The following is a 25055-nucleotide window of genomic DNA, read 5'->3' as shown; positions in this document are numbered from 1 at the left end:
CTTATTTCACAAAACGATCGGTCACGTACTGGCTGTAATCAGCGGCCACCGCAGGCACTTTGCCCTGCTCTTTCAGGAAGGTGGCGGTATCAACAATCGCTTTGTTTACCGGCCCGGTCAGCTGCTGCACCTGCTGTGCGGGGGTGAGATAGGTATTGCCTTTCACCAGCCCCGGTACGTCCGCTTGCGGCACGCCGCTCAGGCGGGAGAGTTTTTCCAGGTTGGCGGGCTGCTTCAGCCATTCATCCGGGTTGCTGATATAGGGCTGCTGGGCGTCAATCGCGCTTTTGGCGAAGGCTTTCACCACCTCAGGGTGTTTCTCGGCGAAGTCTTTACGCACGACCCACACGTCGAGGGTTGGTGCGCCCCACTGGCCCACTTTTTCAGAGTCGGTCAACACGGTACCGTCTTTTTCCAGTTCGTTGACAGCCGGTGCCCAGACGTACGCGCCGTCAATGTCGCCGCGCTGCCAGGCCGCGATAATTGCCGGCGGCTGCAGGTTGATAATTTGTACCTGACCCGGTTTGATGCCCCAGTGTTTCAACGCCGCCAGCAGGCTGTAGTGGGTGGTGGAGATAAACGGCACGGCGATGCGTTTACCGATCAGATCTTCCGGTTTGGTGATGTTTTTCTTCACCACCAGCGCTTCAGAGTTACCGAGCTGCGAGGCGAGCAGGAACACCTCAATCGGCACCTGCTGGCTGGCCGCAACCGCCAGCGGGCTGGATCCGATATTGCCGATCTGCACATCGCCGGAGGCTAACGCACGCACGACGGACGCACCGCTGTCGAACTTGCGCCAGTCAACCTTCGCGCCGCTCTCTTTGGCAAAGGTGTTGTCCGCCTGCGCGACTTTCGCCGGTTCCGCAGAGGTTTGATACGCGACGGTGACGTCTACCGCCTGCGCCTGAAATGCCCACAGCGCCAGTGCGCCGAGAAGTGTGATTCGCGATGAAATTGCCATAGTGCCTGCTCCCCTTGTTGTTATGAGGGCAGTATTTCCGGCGCGGGAATTTTGATAAAGGAATAAAAATGAATCGCTCATAACGATTCGTTTTTAGATAAAAAGCGGGAAAGGATAGTTGATTTTGTGCGGTGTAGCTTTTTCCCTCTCCCAAAGGGAGAGGGTGAGGGCATCAGCGCTGCGCGTTCAGCTCAGCAATATCTTTCGGCGTGGTCCGACAGCATCCACCGATTAATTTGGCCCCTGCGTCCAGCCACTGCGGCAAATACCCTGCCAGCGTCTCGCACACTTCACCGTGGTGGTGCCAGGTTTTGGTTACCGCGTCATAATGCTCGCCCGAGTTCGGGTAAACCACCAGAGGCAGCGAGGTCAGACTCTGCAGGTGTTTCAGCGCCGCGGTGGTGTTTTCCAGGGCGATGCAGTTGATGCCCAACGCGACAATCTGCGGATAATGCCCCAGCTTCGCAATCACTTCCCGCAGCGGCGTACCGTCGCTCAGGTGTTCGCTGTCCCGCAGGGTAAAGGAGAACCACGCCCGGGCGCGGGGATACTCGGCCAGGAGTGCCGCCAGCGCTTTGATTTCCCCAAAAGACGGCAGCGTTTCGCAGGCCAACAGATCCGCTCCCGCATCCAGTAGCGCTTCTACGCGTGGACGGTGGAAGGTGGTGAACTCTTCTTCGCTGCGTACATAGTCGCCACGATACTCAGAGCCGTCCGCCAGATACGCACCATACGGCCCAACGGAACCGGCCACCAGCAGCGTACCCGCATGCGGGTTCTCAGCCAGATACGCTTCGCGCGCCTTACGCGCCAGTTCCACGCTTTTGCCAATTAACGCCCGAGATTGCGCCTCGTCCAGACCGCGCGCTGCAAAGCCCGCAGGCGTGGCCTGATAGCTGGCGGTGATCGCCACCTGCGCGCCTGCCCGGTAGTAGTCGAGGTGAACTTCACGGATAAGATCCGGGTTTTCGACCAGCACTTTGGCAGACCAGAGGCTGTCTGCAAGATTACAACCACGAGCTTCCAGCTCCGTTGCCATCGCGCCATCCAGCACCACAAACGGCTGTTTTTCGAGGATGGCGGTAAGCGGATTATTCTGCGACATGTTCAGGCTCCTGCGATGTCATATTTCGGGTCAGGTAGTAGGCACCATAACACAGGGCAACAAACGGAAGCCCGCAATAAAGGGCAATGCGCTGGCTTGGGTCAAACCACAGCCCAACACAGGCCACCACACAGAGGATAAATCCGAGCACGGGAACCAGCGGATACCATGGCGCGCGGTACTGCAAAGCCGAGAGAGGCTGGCCGGACTGTAAATGACGACGACGGAAAACAAAATGCGACGCACAGATGCTGATCCACACCGCCACCACCGCAAAGCCAGAAATCGCCGACAGCGCCACAAACACCGTGTCCGGTGCCACCACGCTTGAGAACAGCGCCAGCACGCCGCCAAGCATAGAAACGGATAGCGCCGTCAGCGGTACGCCGTTCTTATTAACGCGAGCAAAACAGCGCGGCAGCGTTTTCTCGTTCGAGAGCGACCACAGCATGCGGCCAGAAGCATAGAGCCCGGAGTTAGCCGCCGAGAGGATCGCCGTCAAAATCACGAAGTTAAAGATGTCTGCGGCGTAAGGAATACCAACCTTTTCAAACACCAGCACGAACGGACTCTTTTCCACGCCCGCCTGCTGCATCGGGATCAGCGCCGCCAGCACAAACACGGTACCGATAAAGAAGATAATCAGGCGCGCGATGGTGGTGCGGATAGCGACCGGGATCACCTTATGCGGATTTTCCGTCTCTCCGGCTGCAATACCGATAAGCTCTGTGCCGGAGAAGGCAAAGTTCACCGCCACCATGGTCATCAGGATCGGCAGGCCACCGTGCGGGAACCAGCCTTCAGCCGTAATATTTGTTAAGCCCGGCGCAGGCGAACCGTCCTGCATCGGGATAAAACCAAAGATTGCCGCACCGCCAAGAATAATAAAGGCGATAATGGTGATCACTTTGACCAGAGAGAACCAGAACTCTCCCTCGGCAAAGAAGCGCGTGGAGATGACGTTCAGGCCAAAAATCACCGCGCAGAACACCACGCACCAGACCCAGACGGGCACCTGCGGGAACCAGTACTGCATGCAGAACCCGGCGGCAGTAAAGCTCGACCCGAGCGCTACCGTCCAGGTCAGCCAGTAGAGCCATGCCACGGTATAACCCGTCGCCGGCCCCAGATAGCGAGCGGCGTAGACGTGGAAGGCACCGGTTTCCGGCATCGCCACGGAAAGCTCGCCCAGACACTGCATCACCAGCCAGACCACCAGCGCGCCTATCAGGTACGCCAGCAGCGTGCCCGCCGCCCCGGTCGTGGAAATGATGTAGCCGGTATTGAAGAATAACCCTGTCCCAATCACGCCACCCAGCGAGAGCATAATCAGGTGGCGTGTTTTCATGGTGCGCTTAAGCTGCCCATTTTCTTGTTGTGTTTGCATATCACCTTCTATACGTATGGACATCTAAACATCCAAAGAAGGTGTGTTATACCGCGATTGTTAATAAAAAGCTAGATGACCAGGCGCAGACGGGCGCGACGCGCGCTGAGTTTGGGGTGGGTTGTGAGGATCACATAGAGAATCGGACGCCAGGCCATAAGCACCTCCGCAAGCAGATACTTATGATTTTTACCAGGTGAGAGCAATCCGACCTCATGCGAAAGTTAGTTTATTATTCTTTTTGCAGAGCGTTATTAAATAATTCTTGTGCATATTTTTTTACATTATCATTAGACAACTCCTGCAGTTTTTCATATTGCACATTATCTATTTCCAACTCAACCTTATGACTCCCGCCAGAGCTTTTGTAAAGCATGAAAAACAAAAAAATCAATCCCACACTGAAAATATACCTAACCCATTTATCACGTCGAAATAAGAATCTTGACGCGCTAATAACATGTGATAAAACTAAAAAAATTAACAGAGCCAAAGGATAACAAAAAAACAGCACAGCATACCTAAGATATTTATCCTGAGAAACTGAAAACAAAGAGTATAAATAAATAAAAAGGCAAACAACACCCACACCTGTAAAAACGAATGCTGCGGGCAAGCAAATCTGCCACATCTTAAGAACAACAAGTCGTGAACTTTTGTATAAATACCTTTGAAATAATCTTCTTTTAAAGTAAAACCTAAGAACCATCAATGTGCTATTTAGCAAAAAAAGAATCAACATAGGATAAAAAACAAAGAAGCTTAGCAACGCTTCTGAAAACACGTCCTCTGATAAATAGATAGAAAGATACTCATTTAGTAAAACGAAAGCAATCAGACACATCCCCCCGAAAAAGTAGAGAAAGAATCCCTCACTTTCTAGTCTCCATCCATTTTCTACTATTTTTTTGAAAATAAAAAAATGCCTTCTAAATTTTTTCATTTCGCTCACTATTTTCATTATCACTTATTTCCATTGGATTTTTTTGCTCAGTATACTGTGACAATTTAAAGATGGGGAAAACATAATCTTGAAACACTTCTGAAAAGTCCTTCACCATGTTTCATCCTGAATTGTTCATAATCTCAACCGAACATAGTATGAACCATCGCTCCCCTCTCCCGTTTGGGGAGAGGGTGAGGGAATTACTCAAGGGTAATCATCCCCTCCTCCGTTCTGAGCCAGCGCGGCATTTTTAGCGTATCAGAGTAGTAGGTTACTAGTTCAAACAACAGATCTTGCATCATACGTTCTGCTCCTGCCATCAGAGCACCACTCATTAACAGTTGCGTCAGAACCTGACAGTAATGACCTAACTGATCAGGTTCCGGTTCGAATACAGGCAGACGTGTTGGGAGGGACTCCACGGTCAGGTTCTCCTTCAAATGCTCCGGCACAGGTTCAAGTAGTGTGGGTTGTAATAATGCCAGGCAGACAGAGAGTCGTCCGCACAGGGCAAGCCTTGTGGCGAATTCGTCACACTCCACCAGAGCGTCAACAAATCGCTCGCAGTTGTCCGCTAGTTCAGTGAAATCGGTGTTGTGGGTTAACGGCAATGTAAATAATGGGTGAGTCTGAGTTAGGGTCGTAGCCATAGTGGCAGCCTCCGATGAATGATGTAAACACCGCCATCAGAGAGGTCAATCTCATGGGTGGCGGGCTGAGCGAAGTTGACCTTACCGGCTTCATCGGATACCGGCGCACCTTACGATGCCCTCACTCAGCCCACCATTGAGGTATAGCAGAGCGCACGACGGGTAATGACTCCAACTTACTGATAGTGTTTTATGTTCAGATAATGCCCGATGACTTTGTCATGCAGCTCCACCGATTTTGAGAACGACAGTGACTTCCTGCCCAGCCTTGCCAGATGCTGCCTCAGATTCAGGTTATGCCGCTCAATGCGCTGCGTATATCGCTTGCTGATAACGTGCAGTTCTCCCTTCAGGCGTGATTCATACAGCGGCCAGCCATCCGTCATCCATACCACGACCTCAAAGGCCGACAGCAGGCCCAGAAGACGCTCCAGCGTGGCCAACGTGCGTTCACCGAATACGTGCGCCACAACCGTCCTCCGTATCCTGTCATACGCGTAAAACAACCAGCGCTGGCGTGATTTAGCGCCGACGTAACCCCACTGTTCGTCCATTTCCGCGCAAACAATGACGTCACTGCCCGGTTGTATGCGTGAGTTTACCGACTGCGGCCTGAGTTTTTTAAGTGTCGTAAAATCGTGTTGAGGCCAACGCCCATAATGCGTGCACTGGCGCGACATCCGACGCCATTCATGGCCATATCAATGATTTTCTGATGCGTACCGGGTTGAGAAGCGGTGTAAGTGAACTGTAGCTGCCATGTTTTACGGCAGTGAGAGCAGAGATAGCGCTGATGTCCGGCAGTACTTTTACCGTTACGCACCACGCCTTCAGTAGCTGAACAGGAGGGACAGCTGATAGAAACAGAAGCCACTGGAGCACCTCAAAAACACCATCATACACTAAATCAGTAAGTTGGCACCATTACCCGCACGACGCATGATTATACGTCACCGATGAAGAAAGCAGGAGGTCAATCCCGACGCCTGATTTTGCAGGCGTGGCAAAACGATACTTCTATATCCATTATCTAACAAGGGTCATTATCTGAAGCAGCCTCGCAATTATTGGTAAATCCCTAAATCAGTTCTATAGTCGACACAGTTTCTTAGTAACCAGGACTGACTGATGCGCTTTAACGGACTGACCAAAGGTTTCTTTATTTTTATTCTCGCCCTTGTCACCTGGGCCTTCTTCGACGTGCTGTCGCCCTACTTCTCCGCCATTCTGTGGGCCGCGATCCTGACCGTCATCTTTAACCCGGTAAAAAACAGATTGCGCGCCGCGCTAGGGGATCGCAACGGCTTGGCCTCGCTGCTGACCATCGGCATCATCTGCCTGATTGTGTTTATCCCGTTGACGGTGATCCTCTCCTCACTCGCCATTGAGCTGAACGTGGTTTACACCAAGTTACAGGAGAACAACACACAATTCCCGGAAGTGGTCGCAGGCCTGTTCAACCGCCTTCCGGATTGGGCCAGCGGCTTCCTGGCAGATCACAACCTGAACAACGCGGCACAAATCCAGAAAAAACTCTCGGATGTCGCCCTGCAGGGTGGACAGTACCTGGCCGGCAGCGCGTTTCTGATTGGCAAAGGAACATTTGGTTTTGCGATTAGCTTCGGCATCATGCTTTATCTGCTGTTCTTCCTGCTGAAAGACGGCCCGTATCTGGTGCGCCAGATCCTCGACTCCCTCCCTCTGTCGGATTTCGCCAAGCAGCACCTGTTTGCCAAATTCGTCGGCGTGTCGCGTGCCACGGTAAAAGGAACGGCGGCGGTGGCAGTGGTTCAGGGCATTCTCGGCGGGATTGCGTTTGCTATTGTGGGGATTGACGGTAGCGTGCTCTGGGGCGCGCTGATGGCGTTCCTCTCGCTGGTGCCCGCCATCGGCTCGGCGATTGTCTGGGTGCCTGCCGCCATCTTCCTGTTCGCCACGCATCAGATCTGGCAAGGGCTGTTTATTGTGGGCTTCTTCGTGATCGTCGTCGGGCTGGTGGACAATATCCTGCGCCCGCTGCTGGTGGGAAAAGACACCAAAATGCCGGACTACCTGATTCTGATCTCGACCCTCGGCGGCATGGAGCTGTACGGCATTAACGGCTTTGTGATTGGGCCGCTCATCGCCGCGCTGTTTATCGCCTGCTGGAACCTCTTCTCCGGGCGCGATCACGAAGGTAACGCCGAAGAGCTGGACGCGGATTTCATCGAAGAAGGAAAGAATCCTCCGGATTTGTGAGGATGTGACGATAAAAACCATACCAGGCGGCACTGTGCCGCCTTTTTTTTCGCCTTAAATCAAACGTTTTCTATAATTTGAAAGAACGCCATCCTACTCATGTCGTAAAAGGATCATCAGGTGCGAATCGCGACGATAACAAACTGGGCCTATGGTGCCACTGTCTGCCTGACCATCGCCTCCGGCATCATCATGCTGATGGCCTCCAATGCCGACACCGCAGAACGTCAGGCGGTGGAACAACGCCAGCGTTTTGATGGGCTTACTGAAGATGTGGAGACCGACGCGTGGGCGCAGTCCGATTTGGCACGCCTGTACGTCATTAAAAAAGATCCGCAAACCTTCAGGGAATACCAGCAGTCAGAGGGCTATCTGAAGAACATTGAATTCCGGCTGGAAAAACTGCGGGACAATGGTGCATCAGATGATGAGCTGTCTCTGCTGCGTGAAGGGTTAAAAATTATTGATGAGCTGCAGGATGAGCAGCAAACCGCGCTTTCCAGCCTGGAACGAGGAGAAGACGCTCAGGCCATTGCTCTGCTCTATGGTGAGCCCTATGAGAAGGAGCTGGAGCGCGCGCAGAAGCAGATCGATCACTTTCACCAGATACTCGACAAACGCGTCATCGCCTCCGTTCAGGATGCAACCAAAAAATCGAAAGCGCTGCGTACGGCTTCTGAGCTGATGGTCGCTCTGACCGCCCTGCTGTTCTTGTTTGTGCTCGGCTTTATATTAAAACGTCGCGTGCTGCGCCCCGTGGTGCGTCTGAGTGATGTGGTACACCGCCTGGCCTCACAGGATTACGCGGTTGAAACGCCCAATTTCAACCAGATTGATGAGATCGGCGATATGGCTCAGGCCATCCGCATCTTCCGTGAAAACGGCCTGGCGCGACAACGTCTGGAAAAAGAGCGTGATGCCGACTGGGCCATCCGCGAGCTGCTGGCGCGCATGACCCAGCGACTGCAAGGGTGCGAGAACTTTAACGATGTGATTAACGTGGCGGAGCTGTTTGCACCGAATATCGCACCGGGGATAGCGGGCCAACTCTACGTGCTTGACCGCGATCCGTGGCAGATGCGCTGTGTCGCACAATGGCTTTCACCGATCGGGGAAAAGACGACATTCCATCCGGATGAGTGCTGGGCCGTGCGTCGCGGGCAGAGCCACCCGCCGGTAAATGGTGAGCCAGATATCGCCTGTTACCACCTGCCGGAGTCACAGTCGAATAGTTCACTGTGCGTGCCGCTTATCGCCCAGGGCGAGGCGATTGGTTTGCTCTCCTTCCAGAATATCACTGCGGATAATGCCCCTTCCCGCGCGTATCTGGAACTGATGGCCGAAGCACTCGGTCTGGCGCTCGCCAACCAGCGACTACGCGACGCATTGCTGGAAAAAGCCCTGTTTGACCCGCTTACCGGTTTGCGTAATCGTCATCATCTGGAAGATACCCTGCAAACCCAAATGACGCAGGCGATGCGTAACGGTGAACCGTTAAGCTGCATGATGATCGACATCGATCACTTCAAGAGCATCAATGACCGCTTCGGCCATGAAGCGGGCGATCAGGTGATCAAAAGCGTGGCGTCGATTGTTCAGCGGGCGGCACATGACAATGGACTGGCGTTCCGCTATGGGGGCGAAGAGTTTCTGGTTCTGCTCTCCGGTGCTGGTGAAGAAGAGGCTCACACCTGCGCACAGAAGATTTACAACGGCGTGCATGAGCTGTCGCTTCGCTACGGGCTTACAGAAATTGGGCCGGTGGATGTCTCGATTGGTATTGCCAGCTATCCCCAGCATGCCCAGAGTGACAACCTGCTGCGCGCCGCGGATGTGGCCCTATACCGGGCGAAAGAGTTGGGTCGGTCAAGGATTGTGAGTTTTGGGATGCTGGAGGCGGGCTGATTAAACAGGTTTTCCGGTATGAATTTTTCCCGCCAGCGACAACGTGGCTTACACGTTCTCGCCCAGCTGGATAAACGTACGGCTTCGCCACCCGTTATGTTGTGTTTTTCTACGTTACCGGGCCGGGTAAAATCAGTAGTGTGAGAAAATATCAATCAATTAAAGCGATCATTTTTTAAACGCGGGGGAGTTTATTCAAGTAACATTGGTTTATCTCAACAACTTAACCGTTTTTTATGCAGAAAACACCCTGTCACCTCACAAACACAACTCATTGATTTCACTTGATTTACACGCAAAAAATGTATAAAAACAGTAGCGTCTCAACAAAATATATAAACTAGTATGATAACTAAATTATAATTCTTATACTTCTGGTAAAAAAGTGGAGGCCAAAATGCGATTAATCCTACTGCTGTTATGCTGTCTGGCACCGAGTTTGACCTGGGCTGGCGACCTGCCAAAACCAGTCGGTAAACCCATTTTAACGATTTACGGTAATATAGAAAATACCAATGATAATGGGAAAGCAGTGTTTGATCTCGCCAGCCTTGAAAAACTGGGTATGGTGAGTTTTGAGACAACATCCCCCTGGTATAATGGCCGCACTAAGTTTGAGGGCGTTCCAATGAGCAAACTCATGGATTATGTGGGTGCGAAGGGATCAAACATTAATGTTATCGCGCTCAATGATTACTCTACCGTCATCCCTCTCAGTGACTTCAAAAAATACAACGCCATACTTGCCCTAAAGGTTAATGGCGAATATATGCGCATCCGCGATAAAGGCCCATCGTTCATTGTATACCCCTATGACAGTCTTCCTGAGTTGAATAATCAGATTTATTACTCACGATCAGCATGGCAGGTTAGCAAAATGAAGATTGAGTAGTCGTTCAGGAGAACATAATGAACAGGATACTGGTTGGTATCATTTTTTCTCTTTTTATCACGACAGGATATATTGCATACCTTGTTTATGATCGACAGCAAGAGTTGCAAAAACTGACTCAATACACTGAGTCCTGGTCAGTGGCCCAACTGGTATCTGAGTATTACCGTTTTGAATCATGGCTTGGTCTATACGCAACCGATACCGATGACGTTACGATAGACCAGGTCCGCATGCGACTTGAAATTATGCTGAGTCAGGGCGATTTAATGAAAGGGGGAGATTTAGGTCACTATATTGACAGCGATAAAACGCACCAGGAGCTCGCTTCACGCGTAGAGCAAATACTGAACTATCTGGATGGTCATCTTGAGAAAATGAGCCATTCTGAGTTACAGGCATACCTGAAAAATATGCATATGCTCGATGCACCACTGAGTCAACTTTCTGCAACAGCATTAACGAAAGACATTAACACGGTTAATGAATCCAACAAGAAAGTACAGATACTTTATTATATTTACTCTGCTCTTTCATTGCTCCTGGTGATATTAAGCTTTATCCTGGGATTTTTAATGATCTATCAGAACAAAAATATTCTCAAAGCACATATGCAGGTTAAAAGCCTTGCTGAAGAGCTCCAGTTATCAAAAGAAACACTGCAAATTCAGAATGCGAAGCTGGAATATGATGTCTATCATGACTCCCTCACCGGGATGAAAAACCGACTTTACTTCTGGGACGATCTCAACAAAATTAATCTTCAGGCAGATAAAAACCATATCCCTGTAACGGTAATGTTATTTGATTTAGACCGGTTCAAAGAGGTCAACGATACCTATGGCCATGATACCGGCGATTTACTGTTACGTCAGGTATCCCGCCGTCTGACTTCAATGAGTTGCGATTCAGAGACATTTTACCGCCTGGGCGGTGATGAATTTGCGCTTCTGTCCAGTGGTTTAACCGAAACAGCGGCACTTTCGCGAGCCAGAGAAATCAGCGATGAGATTAGTCAGCCCTATACGATTAATAATCAACTTATAAAAATTGCTACCTGTGTGGGTATCGTTTTATCAGACAATGAACGACGCTCTGATTATCTCTATAAATTTGCCGATCTGGCGCTCTATGAAGCCAAAAAAGAAGGTTCACAGCAGATAAAAGTCTTCCGTCAGTGGATGATGCAAAGATTGCAGGAAAGCAGAACCCTTGAACATGACATGGCACTAGCACTCGATAACCATGAGTTCGTTGTATATTACCAACCTATTGTCGATTCATTCAGCAATCAAATTTACGGATATGAAGCGCTTATTCGCTGGATACACCCGGTGAAGGGGATGCTGTCACCTGATTACTTTATTTCTGTCGCTGAAAAAACCGGGATGATCAATCAGATCGGCAAAATTGTGCTTGAGCTTGCCTGCCGGGAAGCAGCGCTATGGGCGATTCCGGCAAGGATCTCCGTAAACGTCTCACCTATTCAATTGGGTAATAAATCATTTACGACGATGGTGCAATCCATCCTTAAAGAGACAGGACTACCGGCTAACCGACTCGAGTTGGAGGTGACGGAATCTTCTCTTTTCAGTGACAGCAACATGCCAATCACTATCCTCAAAAAGCTCAGATCTCTGGGTGTAAAAATTTCCATCGATGATTTCGGAACGGGATATTCGTCGCTCTCAAGACTGAGTGAATTGAATTTTGATAAAATTAAAATAGACAAATCCTTTGTGAATCCTATTTCCACACAGGATGATGCGCTTAATATCGTCAAATTGATAACCGGTATGGCGAAGAGCCTCAATATGAGTGTCATCGCAGAAGGTGTTGAAACCGAAGCGCAGCTTGAACGTCTTCAGGCACTTGGCTGCGATCTCGTGCAGGGATATCTATTCGGAAAACCTCAATCTCAAGTCGACCTAAAAATCAAAAACGGCTAAATCACATTTAGCATTTTCTCCTGCTTTACACAGCACTTTTTCATTATCCGTTAACGCTTTAGTAACGGAAAAAAAGACGCCTCGTCAGGGAACGGTGGCGTCCAGAATGAAAAAACCAGGCATCAATTCCATCAAGATATATGTGTCGAAAACGGTACGAAACCGTTTGCGTACGCATTATCTCACAGCAGGAGAGTGCCATCAGCTACTAAAATGGGTAATACCGATGCGGAGTTAGTCCATCACCTCTGCTCAGGTGGCCAAATTCAGTGTGGCCTGGTTTGATGAACGTCGTATTGATTGATGAGTTGAGGAATAAACGGGTATTGCTGAAAGTGCTGCTGGGAAGATGGAAACCCTTTCAGAGTGGTTGTGGCAGGTTTTTCAGAAACGTAGCAACGGCGATTTTGCTGGTGGTTCGGGTGGAAGCGACATCCACCTCTAAATTTAACAATCTAAAAAATACATTTGTCTGGTTAACTGGATGAAATCACATTATTCAACTATGAGGTTGGGATAATACGATAAATTCACGTAACTGGAGAAATAACATGGAGTTTTTCAGGAAAACGGCACTGGCAGCACTGGTTATGGGTTTCAGCGGTGCAGCGCTCGCCTTACCGAACATCACCATTTTAGCGACCGGCGGGACGATTGCCGGTGGCGGTGACTCCGCAACTAAATCTAACTATACGGCGGGCAAAGTTGGCGTAGAGAATCTGGTCAAAGCCGTTCCTCAACTTAAGGATATCGCTAACGTTAAGGGTGAGCAGGTCGTCAATATCGGTTCGCAGGATATGAACGACGACGTCTGGTTAACCCTGGCGAAAAAGATCAATAACGAGTGTGACAGCACCGACGGCTTCGTGATTACCCACGGTACAGACACCATGGAAGAGACCGCTTACTTCCTCGATCTAACCGTGAAGTGCAATAAGCCAGTGGTGCTGGTTGGCGCAATGCGTCCGTCTACCGGGATGAGCGCAGACGGTCCGTTCAACCTCTATAACGCGGTGGTGACCGCGGCGGATAAAGCCTCTGCCAGCCGTGGCGTGCTGGTGGTGATGAATGACACCGTGCTTGACGGGCGCGACGTGACCAAAACCAACACCACCGATGTGGCGACCTTCAAATCCGTAAACTACGGACCGCTGGGGTACATTCATAACGGTAAAATCGACTACCAGCGAACGCCTGCGCGTAAGCATACCACCTCCACGCCGTTCGACGTTTCTAAGCTGAATGAGCTGCCGAAGGTCGGTATCGTCTATAACTACGCGAATGCTTCAGATCTGCCGGCAAAAGCGCTGGTGGATGCCGGTTATGATGGGATTGTGAGCGCGGGTGTGGGTAACGGCAACCTGTACAAAACAGTCTTCGATACGCTGGCAACCGCAGCGCATAAAGGGACTGTTGTGGTGCGTTCTTCCCGCGTACCGACGGGTTCAACCACGCAGGATGCTGAAATCGATGATGCGAAATACGGTTTCGTTGCCTCTGGTTCCCTGAACCCACAGAAGGCACGCGTACTGCTGCAACTGGCGCTGACGCAGACTAAAGATCCGAAACAGATCCAGACGATGTTTAATCAGTTTTAATCGCTGAAGGCGGCTGCGCTTATCAGACTTGAAAGTCAAAGTGATAAGCGCAGCGCCATCAGGCAGTTTGCCGGATGGCTTTATCCGGTAAATGCACTTAGGATCTTATTCGGTGAGAAACAGTTCAGGCAGCGAGTTTAAAAACAGTTTTCCGTGCTGGGTGATCTGCCAGTGCGTCTCACTCTCGGTCAGATCCCCCTGAGCAATGGCCTCATCAAGCGGCTGACGAATCACCGTCTCCGACAACCCCGTAGTTAGCCTGGATAATAACGGGCAGAAGAGCACAGGTGAAGATCAGCTTAGTAGCGTGCTAACAGCCTGTAATATACTGCGCGCGGCGGATGTGGCCCTGTACCAGGCAAAAGAGCTGGGAAAAGCGAGGATTGTGAGCTTCACGATGCTGGAGACGGGGTAATCGTTAGCCCGCAACCGTTGGCTTCTCTTGCCAAAGGCTTTCTACTGGTAGTACCAGGGCGGATTGCTGAGACACAGCGGTGGTTACTAATATCACCAGCAAATTTGATGCCCGTCAAAGAAATATGACTACATGGCTCAAGAAGTTAATGGGCAAGTCGATACTCAATATGAAAATACGTCAGCACACCTTACCTGGTTGAAAAGAGCCTTTTGTTAATTCAGCTGATATATCTGGCACAGATAATCGACACAGCAACTTAAGTTAAATTATTATATGGAGATAAAATGAAAGTACGTCTTTTAGCAATATCCACATCTTTAATTCTTGCTGGCTGCGCAGGTTCGGTAAAACCAGACACCGTAAAGGCAGCAAATGGTAGCTCAATTGAAATTTACAGCGTGTCCGCCATTCCAGAGCTGAATAACAATCGAGTGGCCGATAGTCACTTACGCGAAGTGACTCCGACTCATGCAGCGGCCGGTATGGGGATCGCGGTGGTCGGTGCATTACTCGGAAGTATCAACAGTAGTGATTTTGATAAAGAGAACTATAAAGGAACAACAGTCGAAACCCTGGAGAACCCAACAAACAACTGGTTTATTCCAAAAGCCAAACAAAATATTACTCAGTGGATGAATGAAAAAGGGAATGGCCACCTCTATAAACAACCTCTGTATATTGGTAAGGCGACCTGGGCATTAATCTATAAAGATGCGAATGCTGCAACGCCGCTTTATCAGCTAAAATATAAAGTTCTGTTTTATAAACGCCCGGAAAGCGGGAATATGTTCTCTGCATTTACAGTAGCAGAATGTACCCCAACACCTGTCGAGGCCCCATTGAGCGACTGGAATGCAAACAATTATAAGAAAGTTGTCAGCGAAACTGAAAAATATATGAATAGTTGCCTGCTTGAACTGAATAATCAGCTTCCACGCTTGCTAAAACAGTAATACCCGCTACTAAGCCCGACTCAGTGTTCTCACTTTGTTTTTAATTCGACTCGATGAGTCCTTCATCGAGTCGATTAAGAATCCATTATTACATAGTCGTCATGATAAGAAAAAATTAACAGATTAACGTCCCGCAAGAATGATTTTACAGAAAACATCCAGAGAAAACACACCAGAAGGATCATTCTCCTGGTCAGGAGGAATGGCAAGGTCAAGCATCCGGGTGTATCTCTGAGTCGTGGCGCTGTATGTTTCTTTAGTGAGATCCATGTCCGAATGATAACCCAGTAACTTCAATATTTTTGACACATCTAACATATTACGTTCGCTGATCGAATCAAAACCCTGAAATGTGAGGTCGTGCGTAAGCGAAAAATTTGGAATAGCAGTAAAAAGCTTATCCTTTTCACTATCCGAAAACATGTGATAGGTTCTCTGCAGTTTCTTAAATAGGCAAGCTATTTCATTAATAAAAACAGTTTCTTCCGGAACTTCAAACTCATTCAGAAGACCGGGATACGCCACTTCCAGCGCCCATAAATGGTTTGTCGAAATAGCAGTACGTATAAGCTCTGTGTCGTAGCCATTTCGTAAATCAAAATGGTCAAAAAGATCACACATCATAAAAATACTCAGTTTATGCAGACCTTCAACAATCATGTTGCTTACCTCAATAACCCCATTACAAGCCTTTCATGCTCTTGTACGAAATAAACATTCTGTTAATAACGTCCTGGAACATTTCCAAATCACTATTATTCATGCAAGACAGTAATTCATTCAGTTTCCTGTCCCGCTCGCTCATAGCTTTGGCAAGGATAATTTCTCCCGCCGTGGTGAGCCGGACAATTTTCACTTTACGATTACCAGATTCTTTTTCACGTGTAATGAATCCGGCTAATAAGAGAAAATCCAGAGCTTCCGTGACACTTCGGGAGGTGAAGTTCAGACAATCCATGATGCTTGAAGCATAGCATTGTGGCGTATCTTGTATAACCTTCAACACACGCAATTTTGATAAGCTTAACGCCATTGGCAATAAAGTTTTATTAACTTCATTCCTCATCTCGTGATAAAGGACATTAAGTTTTTCAATCACACGAATAAGATCGTTCGATAGCGGCTTTTCGCTCATTCAGAAATACCTTTAAGTTTATATCTGAGAACCTTACCCACACCAGATTTAGGTAATGCATCAATATATTCAATATGTTTAGGTACTTTATATGATGTCAAGAATTTCCGGCAGTATTCCCGAATATCACTTTCCATTGGCGTTATATCTGATGGTACGATAAATAGTTTTATCGCCTCGCCAGTAACATCATCCTGCACGCCTATTGCCACCGCCTCTTTGACTAATGGATGTTGCAGAACCACAGCTTCAATTTCAGCAGGGTAAACATTAAACCCGGAAACTATAATGATATCTTTCTTTCTGCCCTGAATAGTAATGACGCCTTGCCGATCCTGCACGGCGAGATCGCCTGTGAAATACCATCCATCCCTTAAGGCTTCATGAGTTTCTTCATCTCTTTTCCAGTACCCGGACATAACCTGAGGCCCTTTGACTGCGACTTCACCTTTTTCACCGGGTGAAACAGTATTCCCATCGGCATCAACCAGTTTTATCTGCGTCTCTGCGACGGCACAACCCACGTTACTCAGGCATTGCGTGGTTGCAAAAGACTGAACGGAAACCAGAGGAGAACACTCCGTCATGCCATAACCAGCAAGAATCGGTTTTCCTGTAATGCCGAACCATTTCTCAGCCACAGGGCGAACCAGCTCCGTACCACCGCTAACGCAAAAATTAACTGCTGAGAAATCCAGTTCTGCAAATTTAGGGTGGTTCAACAATGCGTTATAAAGCGTGTTAACCCCTGTAATGGCCGTAAATTTATACTTCATCATAGCACTGATGACGTCATCAATTTTTCTGGCATTGCTGATAAAAATATTCACTGCACCAATCGAAAAGAAATAAAGAAAATTCACCGTTAGTGAAAAGATATGATATAAGGGCAATGCAGTTACAATTCGCTCTTTACCCTTTGTCAGATATTCACCGCAAACACGATGTAATTGATTGAGGTTTGCCGCGATATTGCCATGAGTCAACATTGCCGCCTTTGGAATTCCACTCGTGCCACCGGTATACTGAAGAAAGGCCAGGGTATTCTGTTTTACCTCGGGAGCGGTAAATGAAAAACACTGTCCCAAAAATATGATTTTTTCGAGAGTGGTGATATTTCCCTTTTCATATGAGTCAGATAGACATTCATCAGGCGTGTCCGGAAAATCATCCATACCAGCTTCAATAATATAAAGATTATCACCTTCCGGACATTTTTCTTTCAGTTCTGGTAACGTAATGATGGCCTTAGGACGACAGTCCATCATATATTTTTCAATTTCATAGCGTGTCGAATTTGGGTTTATGTTAACAACGACCATCCCTGACCGTAACACCCCCATGACTGAAATTGCATACTGTAATGAATTTGGAAGCATGATAGCGATACAATCACCACGCGTAAAAAAAGCTTCATTTTGTAACCATGCAGCAATATTTCTGCTGAGCTCGCCCATTTTTGCATAACTGACTATCGCATCGTTGCATATAATGGCAGGATAGCACTCATAAGTTATGCAAGATGATTCAAACATTTCGGTCAAAGTATGATGTTCTTTAGTCTGGTTCTGATTCACCGCATTGCCCCCCGGTTATTGTCTTTAACTAATTTTTAACATTAGAGATGTTTAATCAAGAGTTGGAGTAGTATTTTTTTATAAGTGAGAGTTCCCTCACTTATTTTAATTTCACGGCGTTACTTCATGCTTCCACTATATTTCATAGTCACAACCCCATGATCAAATAACTCAAAAACACAATACTCCAACACTCCAAATAAATTTGAAAATAACCTTTATTTTTTTAACAAAATTACAAAAAAACAAGAACATCGAGTTATGCTCTACCATAGGCTTAAGTACAAGACAAATTATAACGTTGAGGTGAGGTTAAAGAAGTGTCGCTGGCTCTCCTCTAACCCCTTAGCGGCATCCCTGAACGAGTCCGGCAATACGCTATCGGGAACAGGATAATAAACATCGCTATCGCTTACAGTCCTACCATTTAACACACTGGAAATCTTGTCCATATTACCCTGAATCCCCAAAATAAATTCATTGGCGGGTTCCTGGTTTTTCAGATGTTCTTTTTCAAACGAAACGCGATCGATATAAAAAAGCACATTTTTTATGGCGTTCAAAATCGACAGAGAGTGTTGATGCAACTGATCATGCGATCCTTCAGCGCTAAACCAGGTGGGTTCAATGGCAACTCTGGCCGCGATATCTTCACATTCCACGAGACCGGTCGCGACCTTCTGACGTGTTTCATTATGGCGAGTTGCACTGTGAAGCCAGTTCCGGGCTTCATCAAATAATGCACCAAGATTCTGCAACATTACACCGCCCTCTCGTTCCGGTCTTATCAGGGTATGGATAAGACCTGCAACGATAATCCCCAGGATAATACCGACGATCCTGTCCCTTACTTCTGTCAACCCTGTGACCGGACCAAACGTCTCAAGCGTCGCAAGAGCGAAGGTGAACATGATTTGCACCCCTGCATAACTTATATTCTCCGGGCCAGCAGAGATCCACGAAGACAATGCGATGACTGGAAGCACAATACAGAGCAGGCCAAACAGCGTATCGATCCGTGGAGTAAGATAGACAATAGCCACCAGCGCAAACACACTGCCAACTGCAGCACCGACCAGACGAAGGATGATTTTCCGATGCGTATTCCCCAGACCCGGCTGCGCAACAATGAGACAACTGAGCATAATGGTATGAATACCTGACCAGTCCGTTGCGGTATAGAACAAATAACAAACTGCCGCACTCAGCAGTGTTTTAAGTGAAAAAAACACATAATTTTCGTTGCTGAAGGCATCCTTTACCAGAACACCCGCGTGTGTACCTGGCGATAGTTCCTGGGTATTTGCCTTATTTTCCGCTGCCGCCACTTGTTTGTTATAAGAGCTGATAATGTCCGCTATCGCGATAAAGGCTGGTTCTGCGGAATGCAATACCGGAGGTTTCGTTTGCCAGTCAGGCTCCCCATTAATTAGCATTAATTCTAACTGCTTTATTGCATTACGGAGTGTTTCTGCATCCTTTAATACATCCTCCCCTTCAAAGCTAGCGGGAAGATGGCAAGATGCTGTACGCAGTTCAGAAACAATTGCGATCGCAGTAAGATAATGCCCCCCTTTTTGTGCAGCATGTTTGTCCCGCATCGTTTTGTAACGCAAAAGCCGGTACAGCGTCTGAATATCGCGTCCTGCCTGGCTTAAGGTGTTTTGTCTTCGCAGTAACGCGGCATCAGCTGAAAGTAGAGAAGCCATATCCGACAATTGCTTCCCAATGGTCCGTTTTAGCTGAATCTCCGGCTCCAATGGCATCAGGAGAGAATTGACAATTAATGTCACGGCAATGGGATAGTTAACGGCCACCCATACCCAAAGGATCCCTCTGACCAGAGTATCTGCATCAGGTGAAATATCCACAAGGCTTTGCGTGTATATTGCGACAATAGCAACCACAAAAAATACCACGCCGATTTTTGTCGTCCGCATCAAAAACGCACTGACAAAAAAAAGCGTGAAGGAGATTAGGATCCGCAAAAATGGGGTATTCCATGTCACTTTCAGAACAATTAATGACAGAACAATAGAGAAAGTGGACCCGACGATAAACAATATCCCCGTCAGTCTGGTCACAACAATGTTCGTCTGGGTGACAAAAAAAACGGTAATTAATGACAAAGCCAGCAGCGGTACCTGCAGGCTTTGCGACATGATCACCACAATCGTACAAGCCACCATAGCACGTAAGACATGGTTCAGACGCCCGGGATATGGACGCATAGAAATCCACAAATCACTCATAGCAGGAGACGTGGTACCCATAGTCTGACCCCGTTAAAACTTGTTGCCGCGGTGCAACGTTACAACAGCTGAAGCACCAATACGGAAGAGTCCTTTATCGGTTTCAGACATTTTTATTTTTACCGGGAAACGCTGGGAAACATGAACCCAGTTAATGGTCTTTTCGACTAACTGCAGTCCTCCGACGGTGGCACTGTCACCCGGTGCAACGCCATAGCTCATTGAGTCTACGGTGCCAGAAAAAGCTTTGCCGGTATCCGCCATGATAAATACCGTTGCCGTTGTTCCTTCAGTAATACCTTTCAGATCGGTTTCCCTGAAGTTGGCGATGACATACCACTGCCCTGTATCAATGAGCGTCATGACAGGTTGTGCCGGGGATGCATATTGACCCGCAGTGGTCTTCAGTGCTGTGACTCGTCCATCGAATGGGGCACGAACTTCACTGTATTCAAGATTCAGCTTAGCTTCGGCAATTTGTGCCCTTACTTCATCCCGCTGCGCCACAAGCGCATCCACACCGCTGACAGCGGCACTGGCCTGTCGGGCCTGAAGTCTGGTCGAGTTATAATTAGCTTCATCACTGTTTCTCGCTGTTCTGGCCTGCTCCAGCTCTTCTTTAGACACATAGTTTTTACCCATCAGCGCCAGCTTACGGTTATATGTATCCTGCGCCTGCTGATACTGGCTACGGGCACTCTCTACCTGGGCAGCGACGGCATCGGCGTTGTACTGCTGCGCACTGACGGAGCGTTCTGATAACTTGATCTGCTCATTCAGGGTGATCAGACGGGCCTGACTGGCATCCAGTGAATTCTGGAATGGACGCGGATCAATGCGGTAAAGCAGCTCCCCTTTTTTCACGAGCTGGTTATCTTTGACTGGCAATTCAATAATTCTGCCACTCACCTCAGGAACGACGTTGATGGTGTCAGCATAGACATAAGCATCATCAGTACGCGGTGCGGCATCAATTCTGAACAAGACAAGCACCAAAACCATCAGCGTCACCAGAAATAAACTGAGCGCATAAATTTTTCTTTTTACGGTCATTTCGGCACCTTAAGACGGGAAGAAAATCAGCCATGTCAGCATAGAAATCAATGCTGTAACGCAGGGATACACAACGACTGCCGGGGATAACCAGCCCGTTTTGTGCAAGTTACTGGAAAGTATGTGTAAGAGCGTCATTCCTGTGACACCGATGCCCGTACACAGAAGCCAGTCAGGGAAGGATGCGCCGAACAAGACAACAGAAGGTGCGGGAGAACACCCAGTCAGGGAGCTCACGGCAATAAACAGCACCGTCAGAAGATGGAATGATGATGGCTTGCCTGGATGTTTGTACATTTTCGTATGTTCATGAAATTTAATGTTAAAGTAGCTAAACTTGAATCTTTATTCAAGTTTAGCTTATCTTATACAGCACCAAATCTCAAGATCGTGCAAAATAGACAACCAACAGGTCACCTTCTTCCAGGACACATTATGGCAATTTCAGATACCAACCGCTTACGACCCCCCATGCAACGAAGGGGGCACCTCAGGGTTCAAAAAATCCTGGATGCAGCCGCTGAGATTATCAGTGACATCTCCATTGAAAAGCTCACTATTCAGGAACTTGCAAAGCGTTCAGGTACAGCGCCGGGTTCGCTTTATCATTTTTTCCCCGATATTGAGTCCGTTAAGGAATCACTGAAGCTCAGTTTTGATAACAAACTTTCCGAGATGTTGGATGCGAAAAAAAACCAATATGTGGAGCAGGACTGGTGCTCTTTGCCTGCAGGCGATCTTATTAATGCTATTTTTCAGCCCTATGCCAACTTCCTTATTGAGAACAAGGCCTATTTACCACTTCTTCTGAGAATAAATCCGGATTTTACTCAGTCGAAGTTTCTTGCTTTCCTGATCCATATATTAGAGCGCAGGAACCGTAACGTTACAAAATCAGAAATTATACGAGAAGCGAACTTCCTTCATTCCCTCGCTATAGGTACTCTGCAGCAGGCTTTCCAGCGGGATAATAAACTTCCTTACGAGTTCATTCCCAAAATACTGCATTCTCTAGCACTCTACCTTGAATCAACGGAAGTACAGTTGGTTAAATCGGATTAGTAAAAATACCTTTGATATCATAGGTATTTATTGCTGATATATGTCTGAGTATATGTCCTGAAGTGCATGGTTGTTAATCCCCCCCCGCTCCATGCACTACCTCTCATAGCATCAAGAGGTGGTTGAATTGCATGCTGGCTACATCCGCGAAAGAACGTCACAACCAGTGAGTAAATGTGGTTAGCAAACCGATGTTCTTGATACTGAATTTTCTATAATTAAAAAAAAGCCTGCAATTAAGCAGGCCAAATTCAGAAGAATACTTCGCGCTTAAGTATATCAAGAAATCGTGGACAAACCATCTTAAAAAACCAATTAAAATCAATCAACCTATTATTATATTGAGAGCATTTATTGCCAAAATGCTTTCTAATTTCACTGATAGTGATTACATTCTTCTATTTATTTTCGCCATGAAACCTTTATATAAAAAGGCACGTCTCCCTCTCTTTTTACCGTGTCCAAATAGGTCTTTTGACCTGCCACCAGGATTAGATACAACCTTCAGTTAGTAATGTCGGTTGGTTTTTCTTCATATTTCCTGTTTCACCAGTCCGTTGCGAATTCAGCTGGTGTTTGGTAATCCAGCGATGAATGGGGACGGCACTCGTTATAATCCTGCCGCCAGTCATTAATCGTTTTCCGGGCATGAAGAATATCGCTGAACCAGTGTTCATTCAGACACTCATCGCGAAAGTGTCCGTTAAAACTCTCAATAAATCCGTTATGCGTTGGCTTACCTGGCTGGATAAGCCGTAGTTCCACACCATGCTCAAAGGCCCATTGATCGAGCGCGCGGCAGGTAAATTCCGGACCCTGATCGGTTCTTATTGTCGCCGGATCGCCCCTAAACAGCGCGATGCTGTCCAGAATACGCGTGACCTGAACGCCTGAAATACCGAAAGTAGCGGTGATTGTCAGACACTCCTTCGTGAAATCATCCACACAGGTCAGGCACTTGATCCTCCGACCGTTGGCCAGTGCGTCCATAACGAAATCCATCGACCATGTCAGGTTCGGCGCATCCGGGCGCAGAAGCGGAAACCGTTAGGTTGCCAGCCCTTTACGGCGTCGTCTGCGTTTTACGCTCAGTCCATTAAGGTGGTAAATACGGTATACACGCTTGTGATTGACGTGAAGGCCCTCACGACGCAGCAGCTGCCAGATGCGGCGGTAGCCAAAACGCCTGCGCTCCAGTGCCAGCTCAGTGATGCGCCCTGATAAATGCGCATCAGCTGCCGGACGCTGAGCCTCATAGCGGCAGGTCGACAGGGACAAACCCGTAAGCCTGCAGGCACGACGTTGCGACAGACCGGTCGCATCACACATAAACTCAACGGCTTCCCGCTTCTGGCCTGTCGTCAGTACTTTCGCCCCAGGGCCACCTGAAGTGCCTCCTTATCCAGCATGGCTTCGGCAAGCAGCTTCTTGAGGCGGGCGTTCTCCTCTTCAAGAGATTTAAGCCGCTTCACCTCGGGCACCTCCATACCGCCATACTTCTTACGCCAGGTATAATAGGTGGCGTCGGAAATGGCGTACTTACGGCAGAGCTCACGGGCAGAAGCTCCGGCTTCCGCTTCGCGAAGAATACTGATGATCTGTTCGTCGGAAACACGCTTCTTCATGGGGATGTCCTCATGTGGCTTATGAAGACATTACTAACATCGGGGTGTATTAATCAACGGGGAGCAGGTCATCACATAAGGGAAATTTAGTTAAGGAACATGGGCAGAAAAATGTTGAATATTTCAGCCTAACTATATAATTTCTATGTTGTTATAGATTTTCCATTATAAGCCAAAAGGACTACTCATGATACTGACAACTTCGGAAAATAGCTTCAATGATGGTTTCACTGATGATTCAGATTTATTTAATAGAAAACCACTATTTGAGCAAATAATGAGAGTTACACTCCAGGCTCCAGATGAAAATCTTGTATTAGCATTAGAAGACAAATGGGGTAATGGAAAGTCAGCCTTTGTTAAAATGATGACCTCAGAAATAAAATTACGGCACGATGATTTAAACGTTATATATTTTGATGCCTACGAAAATGATTATCAAACCGATCCTTTCATATCGTTATCATCAGTAATATATGAATTGATAGAGGGCGAAAAAAAACTCGCCCCTAAGCTTGGTGAAAAACTATTGAATGCCAGCAAGAAAATAGGTGTCTCGGTTCTTTCTCACTCTGCAAAATTTGCCATTTCCGCAGCCACAGCTAATCTTTTAACAGCCACAAGCTTAGAAAAGGCAACAGATGCATTAGCTGATTCGTTATCAAACCCCGTAGAGGAATACATAGCAAATAAAATTAAATCAGCCAAAAACGAAAGAAACAACATCATTTATTTTAAGCAAATCCTAGAGGAGTTCTTCACTAAAACAAATAAAAAAACCCTTATTGTGATTGACGAACTTGATAGAGCAAGACCAGATTATTCATTAGATTTACTGGAAAAAATAAAACATATATTCTCTGTAAAAGGATTCGTTTTTTTCCTTGTAGTTAATCGGGATCAATTTGAGAAAAGTATTGAATGCCGTTACGGAAACATCGACTCCCGACTATACCTTAACAAATTCATTCATTACTGGTTTAGCTTACCTAAAGCCACACGTAATAATGAAAGAGTAAAGGAAGGGTATCAACAGTCAACAATGGAACAGTATTTACTATCTATAGATAAAGAGCAAAGGCTTCTAACAAGAGGAGGCCCTCTCGTCAATACGTTATCAATGCTTCTGGAAAATAATGGATGTTCTCTCAGAGAGGCTGAGCGTTGCTACTCAGTTTTTTCCGTGATTGATAATAAACATTTAATAACTGAAATGCCCGGAACAGTTTTTCAAGTATCCTTGGCATTGGTATGCTTCCTTAAAGTCTGTAGCCCTGCATTACTCGAAAAATTAATAAAAAAAAACAATCACAGCTGAAAGAGTCATATCATCAATAAACATCCCT

The 25055-nt window shown here is 47.5% G+C and carries 20 protein-coding genes and 2 pseudogenes; 8 read left to right on the top strand and 14 right to left on the bottom strand.

Translation table 11 applies throughout. The features are described from left to right. Position 1: 1 nt before the first annotated feature. From tauA to LCD46_04570, 6 genes are all read right to left on the bottom strand, one after another. Positions 2-964 carry a taurine ABC transporter substrate-binding protein gene (tauA, locus tag LCD46_04595; protein ID UOY71610.1) on the bottom strand — a complete coding sequence of 321 codons (963 nt, stop codon included), beginning with the start codon at positions 962-964 and terminating at the stop codon, positions 2-4. A gap of 172 nt (positions 965-1136) precedes the next feature. After that, positions 1137-2069 carry a homocysteine S-methyltransferase gene (gene mmuM, locus LCD46_04590; GenBank protein ID UOY71609.1) on the bottom strand — a complete coding sequence of 311 codons (933 nt, stop codon included), beginning with the start codon at positions 2067-2069 and terminating at the stop codon, positions 1137-1139. After that, a complete protein-coding gene (gene mmuP, locus LCD46_04585) occupies positions 2056-3456 on the bottom strand; it encodes an S-methylmethionine permease (GenBank protein ID UOY71608.1) in 1401 nt (466 codons plus the stop codon). The genes mmuM and mmuP overlap by 14 nt, the downstream gene beginning before the upstream one ends. A 232-nt stretch (positions 3457-3688) precedes the next feature. Further along, positions 3689-4408 carry a hypothetical protein gene (locus LCD46_04580; GenBank protein ID UOY71607.1) on the bottom strand — a complete coding sequence of 240 codons (720 nt, stop codon included), beginning with the start codon at positions 4406-4408 and terminating at the stop codon, positions 3689-3691. Positions 4409-4602: 194 nt separating this feature from the next. Then, complete coding sequence (locus LCD46_04575) at positions 4603-5052, bottom strand: hypothetical protein (protein UOY71606.1); 450 nt, start codon at positions 5050-5052, stop codon at positions 4603-4605. A gap of 176 nt (positions 5053-5228) precedes the next feature. Next, a protein-coding gene (locus LCD46_04570) for an IS1 family transposase (protein ID UOY71605.1) occupies positions 5229-5926 on the bottom strand; the annotation gives its coding sequence in 2 pieces (ribosomal slippage) (positions 5229-5677 and positions 5677-5926; 699 coding nt in all). Between the two features lie 254 nt (positions 5927-6180). Between LCD46_04570 and LCD46_04565 the strand changes: the two genes are divergently transcribed. The 5 genes from LCD46_04565 (at position 6181) to ansB (ending at position 13634) form a co-directional block, all read left to right on the top strand. After that, positions 6181-7290, top strand: coding sequence for an AI-2E family transporter (locus LCD46_04565; protein ID UOY71604.1), 1110 nt, complete (start codon positions 6181-6183; stop codon positions 7288-7290). Between the two features lie 120 nt (positions 7291-7410). Beyond that, positions 7411-9195 (top strand): diguanylate cyclase, encoded by a 1785-nt coding sequence (locus tag LCD46_04560; GenBank protein ID UOY71603.1) that lies wholly within the window; start codon positions 7411-7413, stop codon positions 9193-9195. Positions 9196-9592: 397 nt separating this feature from the next. Continuing rightward, the gene (locus LCD46_04555; protein UOY71602.1) at positions 9593-10087 is read left to right on the top strand and encodes an oxidoreductase; all 495 of its coding nucleotides are present in this window, start codon (positions 9593-9595) and stop codon (positions 10085-10087) included. Between the two features lie 17 nt (positions 10088-10104). Beyond that, positions 10105-12036, top strand: coding sequence for an EAL domain-containing protein (locus tag LCD46_04550; protein UOY71601.1), 1932 nt, complete (start codon positions 10105-10107; stop codon positions 12034-12036). Positions 12037-12587: 551 nt separating this feature from the next. Next, complete coding sequence (gene ansB, locus LCD46_04545; GenBank protein ID UOY71600.1) at positions 12588-13634, top strand: L-asparaginase 2; 1047 nt, start codon at positions 12588-12590, stop codon at positions 13632-13634. Between the two features lie 105 nt (positions 13635-13739). On the opposite strand, the pseudogene LCD46_04540 reads toward ansB, so the two are convergent. Beyond that, positions 13740-13886: pseudogene (locus LCD46_04540) on the bottom strand (YggW family oxidoreductase). A 450-nt stretch (positions 13887-14336) separates the two neighbouring features. Between LCD46_04540 and LCD46_04535 the strand changes: the two are divergent. Beyond that, entirely contained in the window at positions 14337-15005 is a 669-nt protein-coding gene (locus tag LCD46_04535) for a hypothetical protein (protein ID UOY71599.1), read from the top strand. Between the two features lie 123 nt (positions 15006-15128). Here LCD46_04535 and LCD46_04530 read toward each other — a convergent pair whose 3' ends face one another. From LCD46_04530 to LCD46_04505, 6 genes are all read right to left on the bottom strand, one after another. Beyond that, on the bottom strand, positions 15129-15665 hold the full coding sequence (locus LCD46_04530) for a hypothetical protein (protein ID UOY71598.1): 537 nt from the start codon (positions 15663-15665) through the stop codon (positions 15129-15131). A gap of 22 nt (positions 15666-15687) precedes the next feature. After that, on the bottom strand, positions 15688-16140 hold the full coding sequence (locus LCD46_04525) for a MarR family transcriptional regulator (protein ID UOY71597.1): 453 nt from the start codon (positions 16138-16140) through the stop codon (positions 15688-15690). Then, entirely contained in the window at positions 16137-17717 is a 1581-nt protein-coding gene (locus LCD46_04520; GenBank protein ID UOY71596.1) for an AMP-binding protein, read from the bottom strand. Before LCD46_04520 ends, LCD46_04525 begins: the two co-directional genes overlap by 4 nt. Before the next feature lie 293 nt (positions 17718-18010). After that, positions 18011-19990 (bottom strand): FUSC family protein, encoded by a 1980-nt coding sequence (locus tag LCD46_04515; GenBank protein UOY71595.1) that lies wholly within the window; start codon positions 19988-19990, stop codon positions 18011-18013. Positions 19991-20002: 12 nt separating this feature from the next. Then, positions 20003-21022 (bottom strand): multidrug transporter subunit MdtN, encoded by a 1020-nt coding sequence (mdtN, locus tag LCD46_04510; GenBank protein UOY71594.1) that lies wholly within the window; start codon positions 21020-21022, stop codon positions 20003-20005. A gap of 9 nt (positions 21023-21031) precedes the next feature. Further along, entirely contained in the window at positions 21032-21319 is a 288-nt protein-coding gene (locus LCD46_04505) for a hypothetical protein (protein ID UOY71593.1), read from the bottom strand. 138 nt (positions 21320-21457) lie between these two features. Here LCD46_04505 and LCD46_04500 point away from each other — a divergent pair, with 138 nt between their 5' ends. Beyond that, positions 21458-22084 carry a TetR/AcrR family transcriptional regulator gene (locus LCD46_04500; GenBank protein UOY71592.1) on the top strand — a complete coding sequence of 209 codons (627 nt, stop codon included), beginning with the start codon at positions 21458-21460 and terminating at the stop codon, positions 22082-22084. Positions 22085-22630: 546 nt separating this feature from the next. On the opposite strand, the pseudogene LCD46_04495 reads toward LCD46_04500, so the two are convergent. Further along, positions 22631-23709, bottom strand: a pseudogene (locus LCD46_04495) (IS3 family transposase). Between the two features lie 187 nt (positions 23710-23896). Here LCD46_04495 and LCD46_04490 point away from each other — a divergent pair. Next, positions 23897-25027 carry a KAP family NTPase gene (locus LCD46_04490; protein ID UOY71591.1) on the top strand — a complete coding sequence of 377 codons (1131 nt, stop codon included), beginning with the start codon at positions 23897-23899 and terminating at the stop codon, positions 25025-25027. Positions 25028-25055 lie beyond the last annotated feature (28 nt).

The sequence above is a fragment of the Enterobacter ludwigii genome, assembly GCA_023023105.1.
In the GTDB taxonomy this organism is placed as follows: Bacteria; Pseudomonadota; Gammaproteobacteria; order Enterobacterales; family Enterobacteriaceae; genus Enterobacter; species Enterobacter adelaidei.
Note: the sequence above shows the minus strand (reverse complement) of the source record. Positions and strands in the feature narration are given on the sequence as shown.

Excerpts from the sequence above, each read along its gene's own strand:
- tauA (UOY71610.1), bottom strand. The coding sequence starts at position 964 with ATGGCAATTTCATCGCGAATCACACTTCTCGGCGCACTGGCGCTGTGG.
- mmuM (UOY71609.1), bottom strand. The coding sequence starts at position 2,069 with ATGTCGCAGAATAATCCGCTTACCGCCATCCTCGAAAAACAGCCGTTT.
- mmuP (UOY71608.1), bottom strand. The coding sequence starts at position 3,456 with ATGCAAACACAACAAGAAAATGGGCAGCTTAAGCGCACCATGAAAACA.
- LCD46_04575 (UOY71606.1), bottom strand. The coding sequence starts at position 5,052 with ATGGCTACGACCCTAACTCAGACTCACCCATTATTTACATTGCCGTTA.
- LCD46_04565 (UOY71604.1), top strand. The coding sequence starts at position 6,181 with ATGCGCTTTAACGGACTGACCAAAGGTTTCTTTATTTTTATTCTCGCC.
- LCD46_04555 (UOY71602.1), top strand. The coding sequence starts at position 9,593 with ATGCGATTAATCCTACTGCTGTTATGCTGTCTGGCACCGAGTTTGACC.
- LCD46_04550 (UOY71601.1), top strand. The coding sequence starts at position 10,105 with ATGAACAGGATACTGGTTGGTATCATTTTTTCTCTTTTTATCACGACA.
- ansB (UOY71600.1), top strand. The coding sequence starts at position 12,588 with ATGGAGTTTTTCAGGAAAACGGCACTGGCAGCACTGGTTATGGGTTTC.
- LCD46_04535 (UOY71599.1), top strand. The coding sequence starts at position 14,337 with ATGAAAGTACGTCTTTTAGCAATATCCACATCTTTAATTCTTGCTGGC.
- LCD46_04530 (UOY71598.1), bottom strand. The coding sequence starts at position 15,665 with ATGATTGTTGAAGGTCTGCATAAACTGAGTATTTTTATGATGTGTGAT.
- LCD46_04525 (UOY71597.1), bottom strand. The coding sequence starts at position 16,140 with ATGAGCGAAAAGCCGCTATCGAACGATCTTATTCGTGTGATTGAAAAA.
- LCD46_04515 (UOY71595.1), bottom strand. The coding sequence starts at position 19,990 with ATGGGTACCACGTCTCCTGCTATGAGTGATTTGTGGATTTCTATGCGT.
- mdtN (UOY71594.1), bottom strand. The coding sequence starts at position 21,022 with ATGACCGTAAAAAGAAAAATTTATGCGCTCAGTTTATTTCTGGTGACG.
- LCD46_04505 (UOY71593.1), bottom strand. The coding sequence starts at position 21,319 with ATGTACAAACATCCAGGCAAGCCATCATCATTCCATCTTCTGACGGTG.
- LCD46_04500 (UOY71592.1), top strand. The coding sequence starts at position 21,458 with ATGGCAATTTCAGATACCAACCGCTTACGACCCCCCATGCAACGAAGG.
- LCD46_04490 (UOY71591.1), top strand. The coding sequence starts at position 23,897 with ATGATACTGACAACTTCGGAAAATAGCTTCAATGATGGTTTCACTGAT.